The following is a 23,633-nucleotide window of genomic DNA, read 5'->3' as shown; positions in this document are numbered from 1 at the left end:
CACGACGGCCCTCCATGTAAAACGCCCAGGCAGCCTTGCGGCCATCTGGGCGTTTTTGCATTCAGGCGTTGCCGTTACACGTTCAGGCGCTCGCCGGGGCCGCGGTCAACGCAGCATCGCGTTCCGGCGATGCGTGGCGCTGGCTGCGCCAGGCGTCGTAGATCAGGGCCGGATCGTTCGCGGCCAACAGCGCCGGATCCGACAACATGCGGCGCCAGCGGCGCGCGCCCGACTGGCCATTTACCAGGCCCAGCATCGGCCGCGTCATCACCCGCAACGGCACGCCTTGCGCCACCTGGCGCGCGGCATATTCCATCATTGCATCGACCACCTGGGCATCACTGGGCAGGCGCACCGACGGCCACAATTGCAATGACACCTCCGACAGCACCCGCGGCGTGTGCCAGGCCGCGCGGCCGAGCATGACACCGTCGAAGTCGGCGGCGGCGCGCACCGACTGCGCGGCATCGGCCAGCCCGCCGTTCAACACGAACACGCAGTCCGGAAAATCCCGCTTGAGCTGGCCCACCACGTCATAGCGCAGCGGCGGAATCTCGCGATTGTCCTTGGGCGACAGGCCCTTGAGTACTGCGTTGCGCGCATGCGCAATGAACACCCGGCACCCCGTGTCGTGGATCTTGCCGACGAAATCCCGCACGAAGGCGTACGACTCGTCATAGTCCAACCCCAGCCGATGCTTGACCGTCACCGGGATGTCGACCGCGTCCTGCATCGCCTTGATGCAATCGGCGACCAGATCCGGCTCGGCCATCAAGCAGGCGCCGAACGCGCCTTTCTGCACGCGTTCCGACGGACAGCCGCAATTCAGGTTGATTTCGTCGTAGCCCCACTGCCGTCCCAGCTTCGCCGACTGCGCCAGCGCATCCGGTTCGCTGCCGCCCAGTTGAAGCGCGACCGGGTGTTCGGCTTCGTCGAAGTCGAGGTGGCGCGCCACATTGCCATACAACAGCGCGCCGGTAGTGATCATTTCGGTGTACAGACGCGCGCGCGGCGCCAGCAGCCGGTGGAAATAGCGGCAATGCCGGTCGGTCACGTCGATCATCGGGGCGACACACAGCCGCCAGTCGGGGGAGTCCAAGAATCACTCAGCAAAACAAGGGGATGCGCTATTTTACGGTGCTTGGCGGGATTCTGCCCGGCGGCCCCGGCCGGCGATCGTCCAGCCCCTGCCAGCCATGTGGTCTAAAATTGCGCCGCCGCCGCGTGCACGCATTGTCCGGGCGAGCCTTGCCCGCGTCCGCCCGCGTCCGTTAATCCCCTCTTTCCCTGACATCAATGGCCGTTTTCACTCCCGTATCCGACGACGACGCGCGCGCCCTGCTGGCGCAATTCGACCTGGGCGAGTTCGTCTCGCTGCGGGGGATCACGGCTGGCATCGAAAACACTAATTACTTCCTGTACACCAGCCGCGGCGAGTACGTGCTGACGCTGTTCGAGGTGCTCACGCAGGCCCAACTGCCGTTCTACATCGAGCTGATGTACCACCTGGCCAGCCGCGGCATCCCGGTGCCGCAACCCCAGACGCTGCGCGACGGCACCCGCCTGACCACCCTGCACGGCAAGCCCTGCGCCATCGTCTCGCGCCTGCCCGGCGGTTATGAACCGGCCCCCGGCGCGGCCCATTGCGCCCTGGCCGGCGCCACGCTGGCGCGCGCCCACGTGGCGGCACAGGACTTCCCCATCCAGCAGCCCAACCTGCGCGGACTGTCCTGGTGGGTCGAAACGGCGCCCAAGGTCCTGCCTTTCCTGGATCCCGGCCAGGCACAACTGCTGCAATCGGAACTGGCCGCCCAGCAGGCCGCGGCCGCCAGCCCGGCCTGGCAGGCGCTGCCCGCAGGCCCGGCCCATTGCGACCTGTTCCGCGACAATGTGTTGTTCGCCGGCACCTTCGAGGATCCGCTCATGGGCGGCATCATCGACTTCTATTTCGCCGGCTGCGACACCTGGCTGTTCGACGTGGCCGTCAGCGTCAATGACTGGTGCATCGAACGCGATACCGGTGAATTCATCCCCGAACTGGTCGAGTCCTGGCTGGACGCCTACGCCCGGGTGCGGCCGTTCACCGACGCCGAACGCCAGGCCTGGCCCCTGATGCTGCGCGCCGCCGCCCTGCGCTTCTGGCTGTCGCGCCTGTACGACTTCTATCTGCCGCGTCCGGCACAGACGCTCAAGCCGCACGACCCCCGGCATTTCGAAAGAGTGTTGCAGGCGCGCCACCGACCGGGCCTGCCGGTATTGCCGTAATCGTCATGCCCCCCATAATTGGGGGGTAGCGCGTCCCTTTTTGAGAGATCCCCACAAGAGAGCCATGCAAGCAGCATTCCTACCCGCGTCTTCCGGCTGGCAATGGGTTCGAGACGGCTTCCGTCTGTTCCGCAAGCAACCCCTGGCCATGTGTACCTGGGCGCTGGTCAACAGCCTTCTGGTCGGCTTCGCATTCGCCGCGCAGATCGTGGGGCCGATCCTGTTCATCGCGCTGATGCCGTCGATCACGCTGATGAGCCTGGCTGCCTGCAAACACGTTGAGGCTGACCGCGTCATGCTGCCATCGATGTGGGCCAAACCGCTCAAGCAGCCCGGCGTGTTCCGCAAGCTGTTCCTGATGGGACTGCTGTACGCCGCGGTCAGCCTGACCGCCGGCCTGGCGACATTCCTACCATTTTCGGCGGCGTTCGCCGAGGGCATGCGCATAGCCTCCATCGAAAACAGCATGGAGCCCATCCTGATGGCGCTCCGCGCGCCGCTCATCATTTTCACCATCATCTACGTCGTGATAGCGGCCTTGTTCTGGTATGCGCCAGTATTGGTGGCCTGGCACGGACTGCGCCTGACCCAGGCACTGTTCTTCTCCGGTATCGCCTGCTGGCGTAACAAATGGGCTTTCCTGGTCTATGTCGCCACCTGGGTCCTGATCGCCTTGTTTCTGGACTTGTGCTCGGGATTGCTCATCGCCATCGGGCTGCCGCCTGGGTTCGCCAACATATTGCAGGTCCCGTTCACGGTCGCGGCGGCGGGCGTGTTCTATTGCAGCTTCTATCCGTCCTATACCTCCGTGTTCGGCATCAACAGTGCCAGCCCGAACCTCGACAACGGCCACGGCGCCCAGGCATAGCGCGATCCGGCGGGGCGGCAGCGCCCTGCACAGCTTCAGCACGCGCCCTTGCCGCGACACGAACGCCACGTCGATCGCATACCGCATGCCAAACGTGTGCACCGCCCGGCATGGCATCAACAGGATTCCCGACCGATCCCCGGGCGGTCGCCGGCCCAGCAGCCCCCGCATCCGCCCCACCCAGCCCCTGACCCACAGCAGCCGCAGCCTTCCGCGCGGCAGGGGCGCTTGGCGGCTCACACCGAACCTCGCAGCAACTGGATGGCGATGGGAAACGCCAGCACGATGAAGGTGCAGGGAAAGATGCAGCCCACCAGGGGCAGCAGCAGCTTGACCGGCGCCTGCAGCGCCAATTGCTCGGCCCGCTGCTGGCGGTCGCGGCGGCACTGCACCGCCTGCGCCCGCAATACCGGCGCCAGGCTGATACCCAGGGCGTCCGCCTGAGCCAGGGCGGCGACCCAATCGCCTACCAGCGCGCTACCGCAACGCTCGGCCATGGCACGCAGGGCCACGGCCCTGCTCACGCCCGCCCGCATCTGCGCCAGCGCGACTGCCAGGCTCTCGCGCAGCGGCCCGTCCGGACCGTTCGAGGCCGCCACCAACAGAGCCGCCGGTACGCTGAGCCCGGCCTCGACGCACAGGATCATCATGTCCAGCACAAAGGGCAGGCCGCGCTCGATCCGGCGGCGGCGCGCAGCCCCGCGCGCCCGCAACCACAGTACCGGCAGCACGCTGGCCAGCGCCCCGCCCGCCATGGCCCATGGTAGCCAGCGCGAGGAATCGACGGCTCCGAATGGGCCCTCGTGGGCACCGTTCCAGGCCTCGCCCGCCAGCATCCCCACGCCCGCCAACCCCGCTCCGGCCAATCCGGCCAGCAGGCCCAAGGCCAGGACATGTTCGGCACGAACCGCCGTCGGCAAGCCGGCCTGGGCGATCAGGCCGGCCAGGCGCGCCTGGCCCAGGTAACGCCAAAGCGGAGCACCCCAGCGCAACAGAGGCAGGCACCCAGCCATGACGATCCGCCACCACCCTGGCGTGCCGTCCGGGTTGCTCGCCGCGCGCAGCGGGATACGCAACAGCCGCCACACCATCCCGCCCGCGCCCCAGGCTGCGCCCATCATCGCCAGATACAGCCACATACCTTCCGCTCCACGCATCAGACATCGACCTGGACGATGCGCCGGATCAGCCAGAGCCCCAGGACTTCCAGCGTGGCCACCAACGCCAGCACCGCCCACCCTTGCGGCGTATGCCACAGGGGTGCCATGGCGTCAGGTTCGAGCCAGTCCAGCACCGCCAGCAATAACAGCGGCAGAGCCCCCATGATCCATGCCTGCAGGCGCCCCTGCGAGGTCAACGCCCGTACCCGGCCCTGCAGGCGCAGCCGGGCCTGCAGGGTGTGGGCAATGCTGTCGAGCGCTTCGGCCAGATTGCCGCCGGTACGCGCCGCGATACGCATGGCCGCCACAACCAGGAGGGTCGATTCCGCCGGCATGCGCATGTTCAGATGTTCCAATGCCTCGTCCCAAGGCACGCCCAGCCTTTGCTCGCGCAGCATCAGGCCGAATTCCTGCGCCAAGGGTCCTCCGCCCTGGTCCACGACCCGGCGCAGGGCGGGCATCAAGGCAACGCCGGCGCGCAGCGCCGAGGCCAGCATCAGCAACGCCATGGGCAGTTGCTGCTCGAAGCGCCGCACGCGGCGGCGCCATAGCGCCGCCGCCAGCAGACGCGGCGCACGCCACGCCGCCGCGCCCGCCAGCAAGGCGCCGGCGCCGCTGGAGGTGAGCATGAAGGCCGTGGCCGCCGCCAGACTCGCCAGAGCCACCGCCCCCACCCACAGCCGAGTCGGGTCGACAAACAGGAACAGCTCGTCAAGCCGGCCGCGCACCTCCTGGGTGTAGCGTTCACGGTAGCGTCGCAGCCCTGGCCTCAACCAGCGCTGCGACCACCACGCCAGAAGCATGACGCACACCATCGCCCCCGCTGCAGCCAGCCAGGTCATGGCAGCGTTGCCCGGTAGGCCGCGCCGGACGCAGCCCGGTCCGTGCCGAACCAGGCCACGTCCAGGTCCACCTCGGCTTCCTGCCATGCCTGCGCAAAGGAGGGCAAGATGCCGCAAGCCGAAAAACCACCCGCGCGTTCGTACCGGAACAGTTCCTGCATCTGGATACGGCCGCTCTCCACGCCGGTGACTTCGGCCACCGATGCCACTACTCGCCGCCCGTCGGACAACCGCGCCTGCTGCACGACGATGTCGACGCTGGCCGCGATGTGCTCGCGCACGGCGGCCAGCGGCAGGTCGAGCCCCGCCATCAGCACCATCGACTCCAGCCGCGCCAGGGCATCGCGCGGGGAATTGGCGTGAAGCGTGGTCAGCGAGCCTTCATGACCGGTATTCATGGCGGTCAGCATGTCAAAAGCTTCCGCCCCACGGCATTCACCGACCACGATCCGGTCCGGCCGCATGCGCAAGGCATTGCGCACCAGCTCGCGGATATCGATGCGGCCGCGACCTTCCTGGTTGGGAGGGCGCGCTTCCAGGGCCACCAGGTGTGCGTGGTCGAGCCGCAGCTCCGCCGCATCCTCGACCGTCACCACACGCTCGCCCTCGGGGATCTCCTGGGACAGCACATTCAACAGCGTGGTCTTGCCCGCTCCGGTCCCTCCTGAAACCACCACGTTCTTGCGCTGCCGAACGCAGCACGCCAGAAACTGCGCCATCGGCGCGCTGAGCGTGCCCGCCGCCACCAGATCGGCCATGGCGGGACGGCGCGCGGGAAACCTGCGGATCGTCAGGCTCGCGCCCCTGAGCGCAACAGGAGGAATGACGGCGTGCACGCGCGACCCGTCCGGTAACCGCGCATCCACCATCGGCGAACTCTCATCGATGCGGCGCCCCAGCGGGGTCACGATGCGCTCGATGACGCGGCGCACGGATTGCTCGCTGGTGAACGCGGCGGCATGGCGCCAGAGACGCCCATGACGCTCGACGTAGATCTCGTCGTGCCGGTTGACCATGACCTCGGTAACATCGGGCGCCGCCAGCAATGGCTCCAGCGGCCCCAGCCCCACGGCTTCATCCAGGACTTCGCGGCATAACGACGCATGGTCCGTGCCCGCCGGCAGCCCCACGTCGTCGGCCAGTATCCGCGTCAGCAGGCGATCGGCTTCCGCGCGCAAGGCGGCGTCGCTCATGCCGGCCACATCGCGGCGGCGCAGATCGAGCGCCGCCAGCAACGCGGCATGCAGGCGACGGCGCAGGTCCAGGCTGGGCAACGGCGACGCTGGCGCGTCCGCCTGGGACTCGGGAGCCCCGGGCATGGCCTGGCCGGCGGCGGCGCTGCCAGGCGCGTCCGGATGCATCGCACGCACGCGCAGGCGGCACGGACCAATGAGGATCTCGTCTCCGGGCTGCACCGGTGCATGGCGCGTCACGCGCAGGCCGTTGACGAACGTGCCCCCCAGGGCGCCCAGGTCCTCGAGCACGATGGCGGCCGCCTCGCGCAGCAACCGCGCATGCTGGCGGCCTACCCGCCAATTGGCGATGCGCAGGTCGCAATGCGTGCCGCGGCCGATCAGCACCGGCGCCGCCACGCTGACCTTGCGCCGCGCGCGATCCTCGAAGGTCATTTCGATTTCCAGCATGGTATTACTCCTGGTTGGTGGAAGAGGAATCCTGGACAGCGTGCGACCACTGCGACCCTTCCCCGCCACGGACGCTCCAGCCCGCCGTCGCGACGGGAGCCGTTGCCAGCCGTGACGGATGTGAAAACGCGGCATCGACCAGGGCGCGCCCCCGACGCACCTGATCTGCCATGGCCGGTTCGTTGCGCGACACGATCCGGGGCGTGACGAAGATCGCCAATTCGGTTTCACGCAACTGATAGCGATGCGACGAAAACAACGCCCCAAGAATCGGAATGTCCTTCAGCCCGGGCAGGCCGCTGATGTCATCGGAGCGTTCCCGCGACAGAAAGCCGCCAATGACCAGCGTATCGCCGGAGCGCACATTGAACTCCGTCGATGCGCGGCGTGTGCGCAGGGCCGGACCGCCGGCAGCCGTCAAGGCCATGTCGACGGAACTGGCCTCCACTTCGATCAGCGAGCGGATGACGCCGTTGCGGTCTATGCGCGGCGTGATCCGCAACGACACCCCATAAGGCTTGAACAAGGTCGTTGGGTTGCCGCGCGAATCGGTCGAGACATACGGCACCTCGCCCCCCCGCCAGGAAAGTCGCGCTGGCACCGCTGCGCGCCAGCAACTGCGGTTGGGCCAGCATGACGGCCTCGCCGCGCTGTGCCAGCGCGGCAATGCGGGCGGACAAGAGGGCATTCACCCCAAAATAGCCCGCTGCCGACGACACCGGCGCGGCTGTCTCGACCACCTGATCGCCGGGCCGCGCCATCCTGCCCCGCGCCCCGGCATCCCACGCCAGCGCGGCGTTCAGCCCGCCTTGTGTCACGCCATCCCAGCGCACTCCGAATTCGCGCAGGCGCGAGCTGGGAATCTCCACCACCTGCACGTCCAGCAAGACCATGTTGTCCCAACCCACCTGCCCAGTGAAATCCACAACCTCGGGATAGCGCTGCGCCAGTGCCGCCACGCGGGCCCGGTCATCGTCGGAGAGGTCGTCGCCCTCGATGACGATGCGCCCTCCGACCATGGCGCTACGCGCGCCGGGGATACGCGTCAGCAAGGACTCGACCTCGGCGCGCAGGCGCGGCGCGCCCGCCGCCACCACCCTGACGTCGTAGTGCATGACGCCGGAATCTGCCCACACATGCATCGAGGACTGCCCCTCGGCCAGCGCGGAGACCACCACGTCATGGTCATCGGTGGCCATCGCACTCAACACCTGGCTGTTGCCGATGGCCACGCGCGTGACACCCGGCTGCGTGAGCACACGGCTCTCGCCGACCTGCATATCGAGAGCCTCGGCTGCCGGCCACGCCGGGAAAGTTGTCAGGCCCAGGCAAATCGCGGAAATCACCGCGCCGAATCCGATGTTCATGGATACTCCGGTTCAGGTACCACCGAGGGGGTGGCGTAGATGTCAGCAGGTTCGCCAGGTCGATCGCCGTAGAGGATCTCCACGCCCGCGCCGCGCGGGGGTGCCTGCGCCGGTCTGGCGCGCGCCAAGAGACCGGCGTCGGGCGCCGCGCTGATCGTCGAGGAATCGTCGCGGTTGCGCAGCAAAGCCGTCAGGGTTCCTGCCTGGCGGGCCGAAAGGTAGCGCAGGGCGTCGTCCGGGCCTGCCGCCAGCGTGACCTGGGCGGAACCCGTCGGGCCCTCGCCAGCGGCCAGGACACGCACGCCTTGCAGCACGGGGAAGGTGCCCTCGCGCCCCCGGGCCGGCAGCGACACGTAGACATCAATGGCATCACCCTCCCGCAGCATGCCTGCCAGGCCGCCGAGATCGGCCGCCTCCACTACGAAAGCGCGCTGTCCCGGCTTGATCCGCGCGGCCAGCGACGGTGACGACGCGCGATCGGCCGCACCCAGGCAGGCCCTGAGCAGCAACTCGCCACTTGCCAGATCGGCGCCCAGTCGGGTACCCAGGACACTATCGATCGCCCGCGGATCGAGACTGGCTGCGGGTGCCCAAGCCGCCGGTACCTCGCGTACCGCCAATTGCGATGCCTCCAGCACCGTCCCAGCCGGCAGATCCCGCGCCGCCACCAGGCGACTGACCTGCGGTGTACGCGCCGCGGCTTCCAGGTGCTCGACCCGCTGCCGCACATGCTCCCGAACCGCCCAGGCCGCGACGAGGCCGGCGGCCAGTGCCAGCAGCGGGACGGCAAGTTTGCGCAAACCCAGCAAGACGACGCGCATCATGGTTTCCACCACCGGACCCAGAGGCCGCTGCCGGCATCCAGCGGCATCATCATCCACTGCAAGCGCTCGCCCCGGCGTCGCCACGACTGCCAGGCGCCGGCGCCCCCATCCTCATCGAAGCGCCACCCCTGGCGCAGCAAACGCTGGCGCAAGATCGCCTCCAACCGCGCCGGGGCCATCGGATGTTGCCAGACGCTCTCGCGAACCGTGGTGCCGCCATCCAGCACGCCGACATCCAGCTTCAGGCGCGCGGCGGGCGGCAGCCAGGACGGCGTGGGCGCATCCGGCGACTGCGCCCACGCCCGCAGCGACGACACGCTGCCCACACTGCGACCGGCCGAAGGGCTGGCCAGCAACGCCACCCAGATCGCGTCGCCGGCACGGCCGGACAGGATCGCCAACCCAGGCAGGATCAGGAGATCGCGGAATGCGGGCTGCTGGCGCGACAGGGTCCGGATCAATGCCGGCACATCGACTGGCGCATCGAACACCACGGCCTGCAACGGCAGCCCGTGCAACCAAAGCCGATCGGCCAGAGGCTCGACCCGCGAACCCGTCGGGAACCGCAACGCCGCCGGAGTCGTCTCCTGCGGGGACACGAATGCCATCGGCGCCCCCCCTGCCGCCATGCCCGTCGCATTCGGCGCCATGCAAACCACTACAATCAATCCAACGATGACGCCCCACGCACCCGCACGTCCGCCGGGTCCGGCATGACGTGCGCGACCGAGCCGCCCGCCTGACAGCGCCTTCATGGGGATGTCCTCCTGTCGTTCACGCGGTTGTCGGCAGGCAGCACATCCCCCCAGGCCGACAACCAGTCCCAGGACGGCGAAGGCCGGCGCCAGGGCCTATCCACGGCCTCGACCACTGGCGCAAGCATCTGCGCCAGAGACGCCGAGCCCGCCGCCACCCGCCCCCAACCCGTTGTGGACAGGCCGATACGGCGTTGCGCATCCTCATCGTCGCGGGCATTGCCCGCGCCGGCGGCGACGCCGACACGACGCGCAAGTTGGAAGCCGCCCCAGACGGCCGTCCCGCCCACCCGCGCTTGGGATGTGGCCCAAACCCTGCGTGCATCCCCGCCCCACCATCCGGCCCGCCACCCGTCGTCGCCAATGTCGGCGGCCTGCTGGATGCGGATGCCTTCCGCCGGCGCCACAGGGAGTCCCAAGGCGACCGACATCGCGGTCTGGCGGCTGGCCTGCATCAGCGCGAGTGCGGTGTACTGGGCCTTGCCCATCCAGGCGACTCCCAGGAAGACCAGGACCAGCACCGGCAACATGAGCAACGCCTCGACCATGGCCTGTCCGCGTTGCCCGTAGGCGTGACGCCTCATCGCGCCCCCTCGGCCGACAGCCGCGCCTGCCAATATGGCCGGAACAGGGTCGCCAGTTCAACGGCGCCATCGGGATGCGCCGAGGGCCGCGAAAAGTAGGTCTCGGCGGTGCTGCTGGCCACGATCGCCGGGTGCTCGTCCAGGCGGGAGCCCGGCACGACGCGCTCATCCGTGCCCCGCGCTTGCATCGTGACCTGCCGCTCCAGGCGCACCGCCAGCGTGAAGCGCAGCGGCGCGGCGTCCTTCGCCACCTCGTAGTCGTCCGGCAAGCCCCGGCCGGGCCAACGCCGGGCCCCAGCCATGGCATAGGAATTGGCCAGCGGGGTACCTGTGCCGGCGCGCAAGTCCCATGTGGTCGACTGCCGTACCCAGCGCCAGAAGTCCAACTCGGTGAAGTCGGCGGGAGGGGCCGCCGTATATTCCACTTCGGATGGCGCCTCGGCATTGGGCCCGAGCACGGCGCCCCAAGCCATGCTGTATTCGCGGTAATAGCAACCCGCCCAGCGATTCTGGCGCGAGGAATGGAACGACTGCGTGTCCAGCGCGCCCCAACGTCCGTCCGCGCCCAGCCAGGTCGAGCCACGCCACCGCAAGGCATGAGGCGCTTGCGGGCACCGCGTGCCGTTTGGCAGGGCCTTGCTCCGTGTTGCGTCGCGCCGGCCGAGGAAATCGTAGCGGCCCGCCGCCTGCTCGACCGCCGACCACAGGCCGCGACCGGGTGTCGCGGCACGCCGCCGTACATATCCCGGCCAGTCATCTTGCGACAGGTGGAATACCGGGGAATCGCCGGCCCCGAGATTGTCTCGCAGCACCTCCCGCACCCGGCGCGCGCGCGCCGCGGGTAACCCAGCCACGGCGGCGGCCGATCCTGCCGCCAACACTTCGTGCACGACGCGATCGTGTTCGGCATAAGCCCGCGCCAAACCGGCCTGCGCTTGCGGATCGTTGCGCGCCGCGCGATAGGCCTGTGCCACCTCTCGGCCGAAAAGCGCGGCAAGCAGGTGTTCAGGTGGATTGTTGCGCCGATGCTGGCCGGCCAACGTATCGGCAAACGCCATGGATGCGCCCAACGTCACCAGATGCGCCATTGCGATCTGATGGGCTACCTGCGCGCGGTTGGCGTAGGCCAGGAAATTGAGCTGGCGGGCCTGTTCCAGCGCGCCGCTGAAAGCCGCCGCATCCGTCGCGTGGATCAGGCGCGTGCGCGACTCGACCGTGCGCCCCACGCCGTACTGCATGACCAGCACGGCGGCCAGCCCTCCCAGCAACAGCAGCCCCGGCACCAGCACCTGGCCGTGCTGGCCGGTACGCCGCAATGGCCCGGCAATGTGCCGTTTCATGGCGCCGCCACCGCGTTGCCGGTGTAGGACTTGAGCGTCCGTACACCGGCCTGCCCGGCGGCCTTGCGCACTGCGGCCTGCGCGGCTCGCGACTGCGCACTGCCGTCCTCGCCCGCCAATTCGCGGGCCATGGCGGCAGTCTGTGCCCGCACGACCTGCCCAAGATATTGATAGACGGCAATCGCGGCCACCGCCACCAGCGCCACCACCACGATGTATTCCGTCATGCCCTGTCCGGCCTGACGCTTCCGGTAATCCGACACAGCCACTCTCCCCACGCGATGAATCGAGGACTCAGTGTCGGCGCTACGGCAAGGCGCCACCATTCGCGGATGCCGAGGTGGATATAGGTGTCACATCTGCCTGGCAACGCAACACCGCCTGATCGCGCCCCATCGCAAACCCGCTGCGGACAGGAACCCGGGAATTGTTGTAACCCCCTAATTTTTATCGGGTTTTCCCTATTGCCCGCGCAGAAGAGCGGCAGTAGATTGGGCTTGCCGGGCTGTCTGACACCCATCGCGTGCGAAGCCGGGCAGGAGCGCCCCAGACTCATCTCGAGCTGGGGCGCTCTTCCATTTTTCGGATCAGGCCGACCCCGGCGGCATTACAAAATCTATACACAGTCGCCCAATCCCCTCACAGCACCGTGGCTAGCATTGCGTCTTTCTGTACCAGGACCGACCGATGCTTGTCCAAGCCCCACCGCCGCGGGCCACGCGCCCCGCGCAGGGCTTCGCCCGCCACCCCGCCATCGATGCCTTGCGAGGCGCCGCAATCCTCTGCGTGGTGCTGCGGCATATGCAGATCCATATCCCCCAGGAACAGAGCCTGCTCGGCAAGATATTGCCCGCGCCCCTCTTCAACCTCCTTTTTCACAGCGGTTACTACGGCGCCATCATCTTCTTCGTGATCTCGGGCTTTCTCATCACGCGCACGTCCATCCAACGCTGGGGCCGCCTCGAGACCATCCCGTGCACTGGCTTTCTGTGGCGCCGCGGCGCCCGACTCTATCCCTGCCTGCTGCTGGTGTCGCTGCTGCTTGGCCTGCACCAAGCCGGATTGCCGGATTTCATCATCAGCGATGCAAGTCCTGGCCAGGCGGCGGCCGACGCGCTGGCATTCCGCTTGAATGGACTTGACGCAAACGTAGGCCACCTGCCGCCGACCTGGAACCTGCTGTGGTCAGTGTCGCTCGAACAGGCGTTTTATCTGGCCTTTCCGCTGCTCTGCCTGCTGTCGCGACAGGTCAGCAGGCACGCGCTGGCGCTGACATTGCTGCTAGTCATGATGCTCGGGCCGTTCGTGCGCGCCCTCTCCGGTGACGACGAGATCCGGGCCCTCCACGGCTATCTGTCCGGCATGGGCGGTATCGCCATCGGCTGCCTGGCGGCGCTGTATGCCGCGCGGCCTGCATCGCACATGAGTCACCACCGCACGCTGTTGCTGATCGGCACGGTGTTGTTCGTGCTGGTGTTTTTCCTGCGCCAGGCCACCGCCACGCTGGGGCTGACCGCCTTGGGCCTGCATATCACGGCGTTGGAAATCGGCGTTGCCTGCCTGCTGCTCGGCTGGAGCCTGCGCCCCCACTCCGCCCGCCCCGCCCTGCTGGCGCCTTTGCGATGGGCCGGCCGCAATAGCTATGAGATCTCCCTGACGCACATGTTTCCGGTCTGGTTGCTGGCCGCCGCATCGTGCCGCAGTTCCGGCGGCGTGGTCGCAACCTGGTGGCGCGCAGGCGCCTTGACCGCCGCGGGCGTGCTGGCCATCCTGCTGTCGGCGGTATTGGGGGGACTGGTGGCGCGCTGGTTCTCATCCCCCATGCGCCGCTGGTTGAACCACATCGGACCGCGGACGACCCGCTAGCGGCCTGCCCTGGCCGGAGCCAGCCGGTCCCGCGCGCGCCGCTGACGGCCTGTCCAGGGGACACCGCCGAAAAGAACCATAGGATCGGTTATCCTCCGCAGCAAAAGCTACGAGGATAACTAGAACGTGAGCAACGCTCATTCCATCGCGACCGGCAAGCTGGCGCTGGTGCTGTCCAACCGGCTGGGCGATACGCTATATCAAATGACGCTCGCCAACAACCTGCGCAAGGCCGGCCATGATCTTTCCGTTTATGGCGTGCATGGGCATGCCTTGCGCAAGTGGTTTCCGGACTTCGACATCCAGCCCTTGCCGGCGGATATCACCGGCCTGGCCGGATACGACACCATTGTGCAAATGGACCCGGACAGCCCGTTTGACGGACTCACCCGCGTCTGCCGGCGCTTCCTGAGCACCAAGGAATGGGGCAAGATCCGCGCTGCGCCGCGCAGGCACCTCTCGCCCAATGGCATCCTGGACGAATTCCGCCGCTTCGCGCTCGATGCCTTCGGCCTGACCGAATGGCAGCATGAGAATGGCTTGCGGGCGCCCGCGGGTCTGCAGGCGCGACGCCACGACAAGCGCGTCATCCTGCATCCCACGTCAAGCGAGGCCGAACGTTGCTGGACGCCCGGCAAATATGTCATCGTTGCGCGCCGCCTGCGCGCCATGGGCTACGAGCCGACCTTCGTGCTGGCTCCCTCCGAGCGCGCATTCTGGTTGCCGCTCCTGGAACAGGCCCGCGCTGGCCTGATCGAAGCCCCCACGATAGATGGCGTCGCCGCCGAGGTCTACGAATCCGGCTGGTTCATCGGTACCGATTCCGGCATCGGCCACCTGGCCTCGCGCTGTGGGCTGTCGACCGTCACCATCGTCGACCGTCCCCGCAACATGCCGCGCTGGCGACCGGCCTGGGCCGACAACATCATAGTCAAGCCATGGTGGCTGCCACTGCGTGGACTGCGCCGCAAATACTGGCGCGAGGCCACGACGGTGGCAGCGGTGATGCGCTGCTTTGGCCGCATGGTGCGCCGGCGTCGCCATTGAACCACCCGGCACTTGGCGCGCTCCCCTGCGCGGCAAACTGGAATCCGACACCCCCTCTCGCCGCGACCGCCCGCCAGGCGGTCGCTCAAGCGGTCACTTCCACCTTTCTGGCCGAGCGGGCCCGATCGATCGCTGCCTCGTAGGCGCCCAGCGTCTCCGCCATCTTTTGCGACAGCAGCAGATGGCGGTCGGCAAAGCGCCGGGCCTGGTCCGCGATCCGCGCCGCCTCCTCAGGATGCCGCCAGATGCGGCACAAATGGTCCGCGAATCCCGCCACGTCGCCCGCCGCCGCCAACCAGCCCGTCACACCAGGATGCACGATCTCGGGCAACCCGCCGACCGCGCTGGCCACCACTGGACACCGGGCCGCATACGCTTCAGGCACCACGCGCGACCAAGCCTCGTTGATCGACGGTACCAGCACCGCATCGGCGGCATGGATGATAGCGGCGGTGTCTTCGCGATGCCCGGCGAATGTCACATGTTCGCCAATGCCCAATTCGGCCACCAGCTCACGCAGGCGCTGGCCATACGAGAGCGTCGCGCGCGTCGGCGCCCCGACCAATAGCGCACGCGCCGGCAAGCCGCGCTGGCGCAGGACACTCACCACGCGCAGCAGATCTTCCTGGCGCTTATCGGGGCGCAGCATACCGACAGTCGCCACCACGAATGCCGCCGGATCGATGCCCAGCGTCTGGCGCGCGGCGGACCGCAACGCGAGCTTGTCCGTCCCCACGAAAAAGCCTTGGTCGGCCCACTCGCCAACGACACTGATACGGCGCTCCGCCGCAAAACCCGCCGTGACAATGTTCTGCGCCCCGCCCTCGCTAGTCGTGATGACACGATGGCAGCCCAGGCGCCATTCCAGCCGGCGGCGCCAGGACGTACGCAAAGGCCGGGAAAAGTGCCACGTGCGCACCAGCGAGCAGAGATCGCGGCATAGCGCGCTGGCCTTCGCATCTGGGGTGCCGTGCGCATCGATGACCTGGATGCGCAGGTCCTTCACGAGCTGCCGCAAGCGCAGCGCGCCGGACCACGAATACGGAGCGTTGAAGTCCATGCCGATGGCCGTCAACCCCCAATCGCGCGCCAGTTTGAAGGTTTCGCTTTGCGGTGGTGCGGCAATCGCCACGGCGTGGCCTTGCTCTCGAAGCCAGCGCGCCTGGTCCAGGACGCGGAACTCCAACCCGCCCAGGTTCGGGCCGGACAGCGTGTGCAGAATTTGCATGGGATGAAAACAGGGCGCGGCACGGCCACGCCGGGCACGCAGCGATCGGCCTCGGCACCCGTACAGGAGCCGTCCTTGATACGCCGTGGCCCGCGCAACGGCGAAACCAACTGAAATATTTATTTTGTGAAATTTAGCTACGAGTCAGGAATATAGACTCGTAAATAGGGACAAATTAAGCGGAGCTTTTAACTATTGTTAAGTTATATGCAAAATTTGTAACTTTCTAATTCTTATCTTCGAGGCGTTCGCGCCTACGCCTCTTGCCCCATGGTCACCATTACAGTCCGGGAAGCAACGGCTTAAAACATGCAGGTCTTTTGCGCACAAGAAACACTCAACCGCTGGCCGCCAGCTTCGTTCACAGCTGTGATTCAGCCATCGCTCCGCTCCTGAGGGTCCGCCCTCCCCTGTCCAGCAGCGCATCCAGCAGTTCATTCAGTGGCAATGCACGCTCGAAGTACCAACCCTGCACCTTGGACACGCCATGCTCGGAAATCGCCTGCACCTGTTCGGCGGTTTCCGCGCCTTCGGCGATGACGTCGAAATTAAGCGATCTCGCCAGGTCGATGATCTGGATCGCCACCGTGCGCTTGGGGCCCTGCTCGACCATGCCTTGGGTAAACACCTTGTCGAGTTTCAGATAATCCACCGGAAACGATCCCAGATACGCCAGGCTGGAATAGCCGGTTCCAAAATCGTCGATCGCCACCCTCACGCCCAATCCGCGTATGGCGTTGATCGTCTCCCGCGCATTCGCCTCCAGCAGGCCACGTTCGGTCAACTCGATAAGCAGCGACTCCGGCGGCATGCCGGTGGCCTGCAATAGCCGCTGCACCAGACTGCGCCCCGAGCCGGACCGCACTTCGTTCGCGGAGATATTCAAGGAGACATAGAAGCCACGCACCCGAGCGGCGATCTCGGGAATGTCCCGCGCCGCCAATTCGAACACCTGCGCCGCGATGTCTTCCGACAGGCCAAGCTTTTCCGCCTCCGGGATGAAGACATCCGGCCCGATGGGCTCCGCGCCGAACGGACGCTCCCAGCGCAACAGCGCTTCCGCGCCGATCCACTTTCCGGTGTGAATATCGACGATGGGCTGATAGGCGAGATAGAACTCGCGCTTCCTGATCGCCTTGCGCAGCAGATGCGGCAAGTCCTGCACGCGGCGCTGCCGCCAGACAATCAAGCCACACAGCATCAGGCCCGCCATGGCACCGGCCACGCCCACCACCCAGCGCATCGCGGTCAGGTTGTGCAGGTACGCGTCGCGCGGAATCGCCACCAGCGCCACGTGCTGGAACGTGCGCGACGGCGACAGCGCGACCACCGTGCCTGACATCTCCACCACGGCGGCGCGGCGGGTGGCGGCTTCCTGCAGCCATTCAGGCTGCACGTAGCCGACCCCGAAGAAACGGTTCGTGTTGCCGGGGTAGAACAAGCCCAGCGTCGCCGAGGGTTCAAGCAGGATCGCCGAACTGACCAGGTCGCCGCGGTTCAGGAAGATGGTGTAGCCGTTGCGCGATAGCGCGATATAGCGCAGATTCGGCGCGGCCGGCAGCACCACTTCCTGCCAGACACGTATGTCCTGCAGCGAGACGAAGTCAGGCGTGCCCAGATCGGTGCCGTCCAGGCTGCGCCCCAGCGATGAGCAGAGAATCCGGCTGCCGTCGGTGTAGGCGATCGCCCGCAGCAGCGGCGACTGCAGCACCAGGCGTCCCATTTCGGACTGTATGTACGAGGCGCAGGGCAGCGTGCCGCTGAGCCCCCCCAATGATCTACTCACCCCCTCCAGCTGCCGCGTCACGCTGTCGGCGCGCGTCAGCAGCGCCTCGGACAATCCCCGCGCCTGGACCTTGGCCTTTTCGACAGCAAAATGCGTGAGCAACTCCAGCCCGAAATAGATCGGTGCCGTCGCCGCGAACAGCAGGCCGGCAGCGAACACCAGCGTTGTGACAGCTTTTCCCACGCGACCAACACCTCTATCAAGTGTTTGACTATGACCGCAAGCTTTCGGATCATTATCAACGAAAATCAAACCCCGTACCTAGAGAGCGGATCTTCGCGCATTCCAATTCAACGAAGCCCCTCACCCGAAACCGCTGTAATCACAGCCCGCCCCGGGTCGCGGAACGCGATCTCGAACTGCGCGGCATGGCGATGCATTGCTGGACCGACAACGCACCCTGCACAGCACGCCTTTGCATCGGCCGCCATCCGGACCACGCTATCGGAGGCTTGAAGTGACGCGAGGCCTGCCTCAGTGCCGCGGCCGGCCTGGGCCGTGGCGGCCGGCGCACCGGTCGGATCACGGCACTCCGAGTTGTGGCGCTCCCTATGCCGGGTGATCGGCGGGGACCTGGCGATCACCGCCATGGACCGCCGGGCGGCATATCGGGGGCACGCGGCAGATCCGCTATCCATCCCCCATTGAGCGAGTCTGCCATCGCACCGGGACGCGGCGGCAACGCCGATACCGGCGATCGATCCGGATCATTTCAAGTCCGGCGACGACACCTATGGCCACAAGAGCGGCCGAACAAGTACGCAAGATCGCAGCCTGGCGGATGATCGACGCGCTTCGCGAAGCCGACGTCCTGTCACGCTTCGAATGCGACGAATTCATTCAAACTCCGCCGACAACAGAACGGGCCTCGGATTGCTCCGAGGCCCGCATGTTTCTTTGGTAGGCCCCCCGAGAGTCGAACTCGGCACCAACGGATTATGAGTCCGCTGCTCTAACCAGGCATGAGCTAGAGGCCCAGGAAACTTACTGCCCTTCCAGGAAGCTCTTCAGCTTGTCGGCCCGGCTCGGGTGACGCAGCTTGCGCAGCGCTTTAGCCTCTATTTGGCGGATGCGCTCACGCGTGACGTCGAATTGCTTGCCCACTTCTTCCAGGGTCTGGTCGGTGCTCATTTCGATACCGAAACGCATGCGCAGCACCTTGGCTTCCCGCGGGGTCAAAGAGTCTAGCACTTCCTTGACGACGTCGCGCATGGAACCATGCAGTGCGGCGTCGGACGGCGCCAGCGTCGAGGTGTCCTCGATGAAATCGCCCAGGTGCGAATCGTCATCATCACCGATCGGCGTTTCCATGGAGATCGGCTCCTTGGCGATCTTCAGGATCTTGCGGATCTTGTCCTCGGGCATGTCCATCTTCTGCGCCAGGGTCGCGGGATCCGGCTCGGCGCCGGTTTCCTGCAGGATCTGGCGGCTGATCCGGTTCATCTTGTTGATCGTTTCGATCATGTGAACCGGGATACGGATAGTGCGCGCCTGGTCGGCGATGGAACGGGTGATAGCCTGGCGGATCCACCACGTCGCGTAGGTCGAGAACTTGTAGCCACGGCGGTATTCGAACTTGTCCACGGCCTTCATCAGGCCGATGTTGCCTTCCTGGATCAGGTCCAGGAACTGCAGGCCGCGGTTCGTGTACTTCTTGGCGATCGAGATCACCAGACGCAGGTTGGCCTCGGTCATTTCACGCTTGGCCTTGCGAGCCTTGGCTTCGCCCGTGGCCATGCGCTTGTTGACGTCCTTCAGGTCCTTGAGCGGCAACACCACGCGGGTCTGCAGGTCGATCAGCTTCTGCTGCAGTTCCTGCACGGCGGGGATCTGGCGCTCCAGCGTTTCGGCGTACGGATGGCCTGCGGCCACCTCGTCGACGACCCACTGCAGGTTGGTTTCGTTGCCCGGGAACACCTTGATGAAATGCGTGCGCGGCATGCCGGCACGGTCCACACACGTGTGCAGGACCGCGCGTTCGAGCTGGCGCACTTCTTCCACTTGGCTGCGCAGCGTATCGGCCAGCTTCTCGACCATCTTGGCGGTGAAGCGAATGCCCATCAGCTCGTTCTGGATCGCCTCTTGCGCGCGCACGTAGATGTCCGACTTGTAGCCGTCCTTCTCGTAAGACAGGCGCATCTTGTCGAACTGCTTGCCGACCTCGTCGAACTTGGCCAGCGCCTTAACACGCAGGTCTTCCAGCTGCTTGCTGGACATGCCGCCGGCGGGGCCGTCATCGCCTTCATCCTCGTCGGCGGTGACACCGGCACCAGCGTACTCTTCGCCGTCTTCCGGATCGACCAGGCCGTCGACCACTTCGTCGATCTGCGCCTGGCCTTCACGCACGCGCATGACGTGGGCGAGGATTTCGTTGATGGTGGTCGGGCAGGCGGAGATGGCCATGACCATGTGCTTCAGACCGTCTTCGATGCGCTTGGCGATTTCGATTTCGCCTTCGCGCGTGAGCAGCTCCACCGAGCCCATTTCGCGCATGTACATCCGCACGGGATCGGTGGTGCGACCGAAGTCGGAATCCACGGTGGTCAGCGCAGCTTCGGCTTCGTCCTCGACGTCGTCGTCGTTGGAGGCCACCGGCGCGTTTTCGCTCATCAGCAGCGTTTCGGCGTCGGGGGCCTGGTCATAGACCGCGATACCCATGTCGCTGAAGGTGCTGATGATGCCGTCGATGGCTTCGGCGTCGACCAGATCGTCAGGCAGATGGTCGTTGATTTCGCCGTAGGTCAGGTAGCCGCGGTCCTTGCCCAGCTTGATCAGCTGCTTGAGGCGGTTGCGACGCGCTTCGTATTCCTCGGCCGAGACGGGACCGCGGGCGATCAGATCCTTGGGATCCGCCTTGCCGCGCTTGCCACCGCGCTTGGGCGGCTTCAGGTCCGGCAGGACTTCGCCTTCGCCGTCCATGGTGTCGTCGAAACCATCGGAATCGTTGTTGGCATTCTTGGCCGGGCGCCCCGGGCGACGGCCGCTGGGGGCCGGACGCGCGCTGCCGACCAGGTCGGCCAGCTTGTCCTCGGCCTTCTTGGCGCGAGCCTTCGTCACCTTCTCGGGCTTGTCGGCTACCGCCGTCTTGGTGGCCGCCTTCTTGGCGGCAGTCTTGGCGGCAGGCTTGGCGACCTTCACCGCCGTCTTGGCGGGCGCTTTTTCCGCCGCCATGCTCACGACGCGCTTGGCCTTGGCGGCCGGAGTGTCGGTGGCGTCAATTGCAGAGGAGGATTTGCCGGTGGATTTGGTCATAGTCGCTTCCGTGGTCGTCGCAACCCGTTCGGGCATGTTGCACCGCATGACATCACCACCGGGCAACGGGCCCGGCGCGGCGTCCATACGGGTAAATCAGGTGAATCGGCGGAAACCCTGCGGCTGCGTTGGTCGCAGCACCAGCTCTCGCGAGCCCGCCTGGCGCCCTTCCGGTGCAATACCGGGCGAACGCCTGACGTACATGGCCTCATCCCGCGGCGGGTCTCGGGCGTCGAGGGGGGGCTGCCTGCCTATAAATAGGCGTTGCTTGCCTGTCGGGCCTTGCCCTTGGCAGCTAGATAGACACAGCACCCGAGCCTCCGACGCGACGCGAGAACAACCGCCGCCGGACTGCGTGATTCACCGCTCAGCTATATTAATTAACTATGTAACAAGTTTGACGCACAGATCCGCTTTTTTTCGCTGGTACCCAGGGTGGCTTCGCACCCCGCAGGTTCCCACCAGGGACCCCGTCTCCAACCCGGCAAAAACTTCAACCGATCCGTCCGTCAAACCCTAAAACAATTAGATTCCCGCAACGAAAATAGATTCCGTACGCCGTAAAAAGGATTACGCCCTTAATTTCCGCCTTGGGTTTTTGCCTTGGGTTTCTGCCTTGGGTTTTTGCCTTAGGTTCTTCCCTGCGCCCGGCTTCTCGTCAGGGCACCCCCAATTCACCAACCTCCGGTGAGACATCGACCTTTCACGGCGGAAAACCCTTGATTTTACCGCATTTAGCGTATCCCGGCACCCTTGAGCACTTGCATACGGCTGGACAGCTCCAGGTAGCGCTTCCGCGCCTCCTCGGAGGCCAGGCCTGCCGCCGCCAATCGGGCCATTTCCACCTTGGCGGAATCGAACTCGATACGGCGCAGGGCATCATCCCATTCCGTCTGCGGATCCGGCAGATCTTCCTGGGACAGGATATCGGCCCGCAAGCCCTTGAGCACCGTCGCCAAGTCCGAATCCGGCTCAGCCGCCTCCAACAGGGCTCCCACATGACGCGCACCACTGGATTGGGCCAGCATGATCAGGTCCCGTACCAATCCTAGATGGGGGCCGTTATCGATGACTTCAAGCTGCTGGTCTCCCATCGAGTCCACCAGTTCCGGATGCGCCAGCAGCAAGCCCAACAGGCGCTTGGCCAGCGATGGCATGGTGCGGCGCCCTTCGAAGCCGCCAATGTCGTCACGCCGGCCCTTCCAGTTGCCCTTGCCGCCCTTCCAGTCGCTCTTGCCCTTCCAGTCGCCCTTGCCCTTCCAATCCGCCTTCCCTTTCCAGCCCTGCTGGCCGCCGCCGGCGCTCCAGCCGCTAGCCTGCTCGCCCGTCGGCGCGCCAAATTGGCCATAGTCGGCGTATTCGCCGTCCTCGGCCGGGATGTCGTGAAAATCGTGACCGCTGAAATCGTAACCGGCCTCCGGCGGACCGCCGTCTTGCGGCACCGCGGCAGCGCCGCCAGTTTCCGCGAGCGCCGGCCTGGCGGGCGCGCCAAACGGCTTGGCCGGCTGCTGCGCCAGGACCAGGGCCATCTCTTCCGGCGTCAGTTGCACCAGCTTGGCCATTTCGCGTTCGATCTGCACGCGCAGCGCGCATTCGGGAATGGTGGCCAGCAGCGGCTTGGCCTCGTGCAGGCAGCTGGCGCGTCCCTCGGCCTCGTCCATGTTGTGGCGCGAGGCCAGCTCGTCCAACAGGAAGCGCGACAGTGCCACCGCCTCGCCCAGGCAGGCACGGAAGGCCTCGGCGCCAAGCTCGCGCACGTACGAATCCGGATCGTGCTCGGTCGGCAGGAACAGGAAGCGGATGGCGATATCGTCGCGCAGCACCGGCAGGCATGCCTGCAGCGCACGCCATGCGGCGCGGCGACCGGCGCCGTCGCCGTCAAAACTGAAGATGACCTTGTCGCTGGCGCGCAGCAGCTTCTTGACGTGGTCTGGCGTGGTCGCGGTACCCAGCGTCGCCACGGCGTTGGCGATGCCCTGCTGCGCCAACCCCACCACGTCCATGTAGCCTTCGACCACGATGACCTGGCCTTCCTGGCGGATCGCCTGGCGGGCTTCCCACAGGCCATACAACTCCTGGCCCTTGGAAAACAACGGGGTTTCCGGCGAATTCAGGTACTTGGGTTCGCCCTTGCCGATGATGCGGCCGCCAAAGCCGATCAGGCTGCCACGCGCATTGCGGATCGGGAACATGATCCGCTCGCGGAAGCGGTCATAGCGGCGCCCGTCCTCCGACTCGATGACCAGACCCGATTCCACCAGGGTGGGATCTTCATAATTGGGAAAAACCTGCGACAGGCCGTGCCGGTCCGTGCCGGACCAGCCCAAGCCGAAATGCGCCGCGATCTCGCCGGTCAGACCGCGCTGCTTCAGGTAGCGGATCGCCGCCGGCGACGCGCGCAACTGCTTCAGATAATGGGCCTGGGCGGCGTCCAGCACCTGCGTATGGCGGGACTCCTCGGCCTTGCGGCGCGCGGTTTCCTGCTGCTGGCGGGGACTGCGATTTTCTTCGGGGACCGTCATTCCCGCCGAAGCCGCGAGCGTGCGCACGGCTTCGGGGAAACTGGCGCCCGTGTGTTCCATCAGGAAAGTGATGGCGCTGCCATGCGCTCCGCAACCGAAGCAGTGATAGAACTGCTTGGTGGGGCTGACAGTGAACGACGGACTTTTTTCGTTATGAAAGGGACACAGGCCAAGCAAGTTGGCCCCACCCTTTCGCAACTGCACGTACCGCCCGACTACATCGACGACGTCGACCCGGGCGAGTAGTTCCTGGATGAATGATTCTGGAATCAATAGATTCGGGA

At 66.3% G+C, this 23,633-nt stretch carries 18 protein-coding genes, 1 tRNA gene and 2 pseudogenes; 4 read left to right on the top strand and 17 right to left on the bottom strand.

From position 1 onward, the window contains the following. Positions 1 to 82: 82 nt before the first annotated feature. Positions 83 to 1,099, bottom strand: a complete 1,017-nt coding sequence (gene dusA / locus HV701_RS16570; protein ID WP_175134127.1) for a tRNA dihydrouridine(20/20a) synthase DusA — start codon at positions 1,097 to 1,099, stop codon at positions 83 to 85. Between the two features lie 197 nt (positions 1,100 to 1,296). Here dusA and HV701_RS16565 point away from each other — a divergent pair, with 197 nt between their 5' ends. Together HV701_RS16565 and HV701_RS26780 are read left to right on the top strand one after the other, a co-directional pair. Beyond that, positions 1,297 to 2,265, top strand: a complete 969-nt coding sequence (locus HV701_RS16565) for a homoserine kinase (RefSeq protein WP_175134126.1) — start codon at positions 1,297 to 1,299, stop codon at positions 2,263 to 2,265. A gap of 64 nt (positions 2,266 to 2,329) precedes the next feature. Continuing rightward, positions 2,330 to 3,133 carry a BPSS1780 family membrane protein gene (locus HV701_RS26780; protein ID WP_236756911.1) on the top strand — a complete coding sequence of 268 codons (804 nt, stop codon included), beginning with the start codon at positions 2,330 to 2,332 and terminating at the stop codon, positions 3,131 to 3,133. 6 nt (positions 3,134 to 3,139) lie between these two features. On the opposite strand, the pseudogene HV701_RS27035 reads toward HV701_RS26780, so the two are convergent. The 11 genes and pseudogenes from HV701_RS27035 to HV701_RS16515 form a co-directional block, all read right to left on the bottom strand. After that, positions 3,140 to 3,250, bottom strand: a pseudogene (locus HV701_RS27035) (DUF192 domain-containing protein); the annotation flags it as partial. A 119-nt stretch (positions 3,251 to 3,369) separates the two neighbouring features. Next, a complete protein-coding gene (locus HV701_RS16555) occupies positions 3,370 to 4,272 on the bottom strand; it encodes a type II secretion system F family protein (RefSeq protein ID WP_175134124.1) in 903 nt (300 codons plus the stop codon). Positions 4,273 to 4,289: 17 nt separating this feature from the next. Beyond that, positions 4,290 to 5,135: a type II secretion system F family protein gene (locus HV701_RS16550; protein WP_175134123.1), complete on the bottom strand. Its 846-nt coding sequence runs from the start codon at positions 5,133 to 5,135 to the stop codon at positions 4,290 to 4,292. Then, entirely contained in the window at positions 5,132 to 6,778 is a 1,647-nt protein-coding gene (locus tag HV701_RS16545; RefSeq protein WP_175134122.1) for a TadA family conjugal transfer-associated ATPase, read from the bottom strand. The genes HV701_RS16550 and HV701_RS16545 overlap by 4 nt, the downstream gene beginning before the upstream one ends. A 4-nt stretch (positions 6,779 to 6,782) precedes the next feature. Further along, on the bottom strand, positions 6,783 to 7,466 hold the full coding sequence (locus tag HV701_RS26775) for a type II and III secretion system protein family protein (RefSeq protein WP_254595190.1): 684 nt from the start codon (positions 7,464 to 7,466) through the stop codon (positions 6,783 to 6,785). A 466-nt stretch (positions 7,467 to 7,932) separates the two neighbouring features. Then, positions 7,933 to 8,058, bottom strand: a pseudogene (locus tag HV701_RS26770) (pilus assembly protein N-terminal domain-containing protein); the annotation flags it as partial. Positions 8,059 to 8,141: 83 nt separating this feature from the next. Further along, positions 8,142 to 8,969 (bottom strand): Flp pilus assembly protein CpaB, encoded by an 828-nt coding sequence (cpaB, locus tag HV701_RS16535; protein WP_254595186.1) that lies wholly within the window; start codon positions 8,967 to 8,969, stop codon positions 8,142 to 8,144. After that, the gene (locus tag HV701_RS16530; protein WP_254595185.1) at positions 8,966 to 9,577 is read right to left on the bottom strand and encodes a hypothetical protein; all 612 of its coding nucleotides are present in this window, start codon (positions 9,575 to 9,577) and stop codon (positions 8,966 to 8,968) included. The genes cpaB and HV701_RS16530 overlap by 4 nt, the downstream gene beginning before the upstream one ends. 143 nt (positions 9,578 to 9,720) lie before the next feature. Next, positions 9,721 to 10,272: a TadE/TadG family type IV pilus assembly protein gene (locus tag HV701_RS16525; RefSeq protein WP_175134121.1), complete on the bottom strand. Its 552-nt coding sequence runs from the start codon at positions 10,270 to 10,272 to the stop codon at positions 9,721 to 9,723. Positions 10,273 to 10,304: 32 nt separating this feature from the next. Continuing rightward, positions 10,305 to 11,648, bottom strand: coding sequence for a hypothetical protein (locus HV701_RS16520; RefSeq protein WP_175134120.1), 1,344 nt, complete (start codon positions 11,646 to 11,648; stop codon positions 10,305 to 10,307). After that, entirely contained in the window at positions 11,645 to 11,875 is a 231-nt protein-coding gene (locus HV701_RS16515) for a hypothetical protein (protein ID WP_175134119.1), read from the bottom strand. Before HV701_RS16515 ends, HV701_RS16520 begins: the two co-directional genes overlap by 4 nt. Before the next feature lie 460 nt (positions 11,876 to 12,335). Here HV701_RS16515 and HV701_RS16510 point away from each other — a divergent pair, with 460 nt between their 5' ends. Together HV701_RS16510 and HV701_RS16505 are read left to right on the top strand one after the other, a co-directional pair. After that, a complete protein-coding gene (locus HV701_RS16510; RefSeq protein ID WP_175134118.1) occupies positions 12,336 to 13,514 on the top strand; it encodes an acyltransferase family protein in 1,179 nt (392 codons plus the stop codon). A gap of 126 nt (positions 13,515 to 13,640) precedes the next feature. Further along, positions 13,641 to 14,561: a glycosyltransferase family 9 protein gene (locus tag HV701_RS16505; protein WP_175134117.1), complete on the top strand. Its 921-nt coding sequence runs from the start codon at positions 13,641 to 13,643 to the stop codon at positions 14,559 to 14,561. A gap of 85 nt (positions 14,562 to 14,646) precedes the next feature. Here the strand turns inward: HV701_RS16505 and HV701_RS16500 are convergent, their stop codons facing one another. The 5 genes from HV701_RS16500 to dnaG all read right to left on the bottom strand — a co-directional run bounded on the left by HV701_RS16500 (position 14,647) and on the right by dnaG (position 23,622). Continuing rightward, positions 14,647 to 15,789: a glycosyltransferase family 4 protein gene (locus HV701_RS16500; RefSeq protein WP_175134116.1), complete on the bottom strand. Its 1,143-nt coding sequence runs from the start codon at positions 15,787 to 15,789 to the stop codon at positions 14,647 to 14,649. 361 nt (positions 15,790 to 16,150) lie between these two features. Then, positions 16,151 to 17,758 (bottom strand): EAL domain-containing protein, encoded by a 1,608-nt coding sequence (locus HV701_RS16495; protein ID WP_175134115.1) that lies wholly within the window; start codon positions 17,756 to 17,758, stop codon positions 16,151 to 16,153. 715 nt (positions 17,759 to 18,473) lie between these two features. Beyond that, positions 18,474 to 18,552, bottom strand: a tRNA-Ile gene (locus tag HV701_RS16490). 7 nt (positions 18,553 to 18,559) lie between these two features. Next, on the bottom strand, positions 18,560 to 20,827 hold the full coding sequence (gene rpoD / locus HV701_RS16485) for an RNA polymerase sigma factor RpoD (RefSeq protein ID WP_175134114.1): 2,268 nt from the start codon (positions 20,825 to 20,827) through the stop codon (positions 18,560 to 18,562). Positions 20,828 to 21,561: 734 nt separating this feature from the next. Continuing rightward, positions 21,562 to 23,622 (bottom strand): DNA primase, encoded by a 2,061-nt coding sequence (dnaG, locus tag HV701_RS16480; protein WP_175134113.1) that lies wholly within the window; start codon positions 23,620 to 23,622, stop codon positions 21,562 to 21,564. Positions 23,623 to 23,633 lie beyond the last annotated feature (11 nt).

The sequence above is a fragment of the Achromobacter pulmonis genome (genome assembly GCF_902859765.1).
GTDB classification, from domain to species: domain Bacteria; phylum Pseudomonadota; class Gammaproteobacteria; order Burkholderiales; family Burkholderiaceae_B; genus Achromobacter; species Achromobacter pulmonis.
Note: the sequence above shows the minus strand (reverse complement) of the source record. Positions and strands in the feature narration are given on the sequence as shown.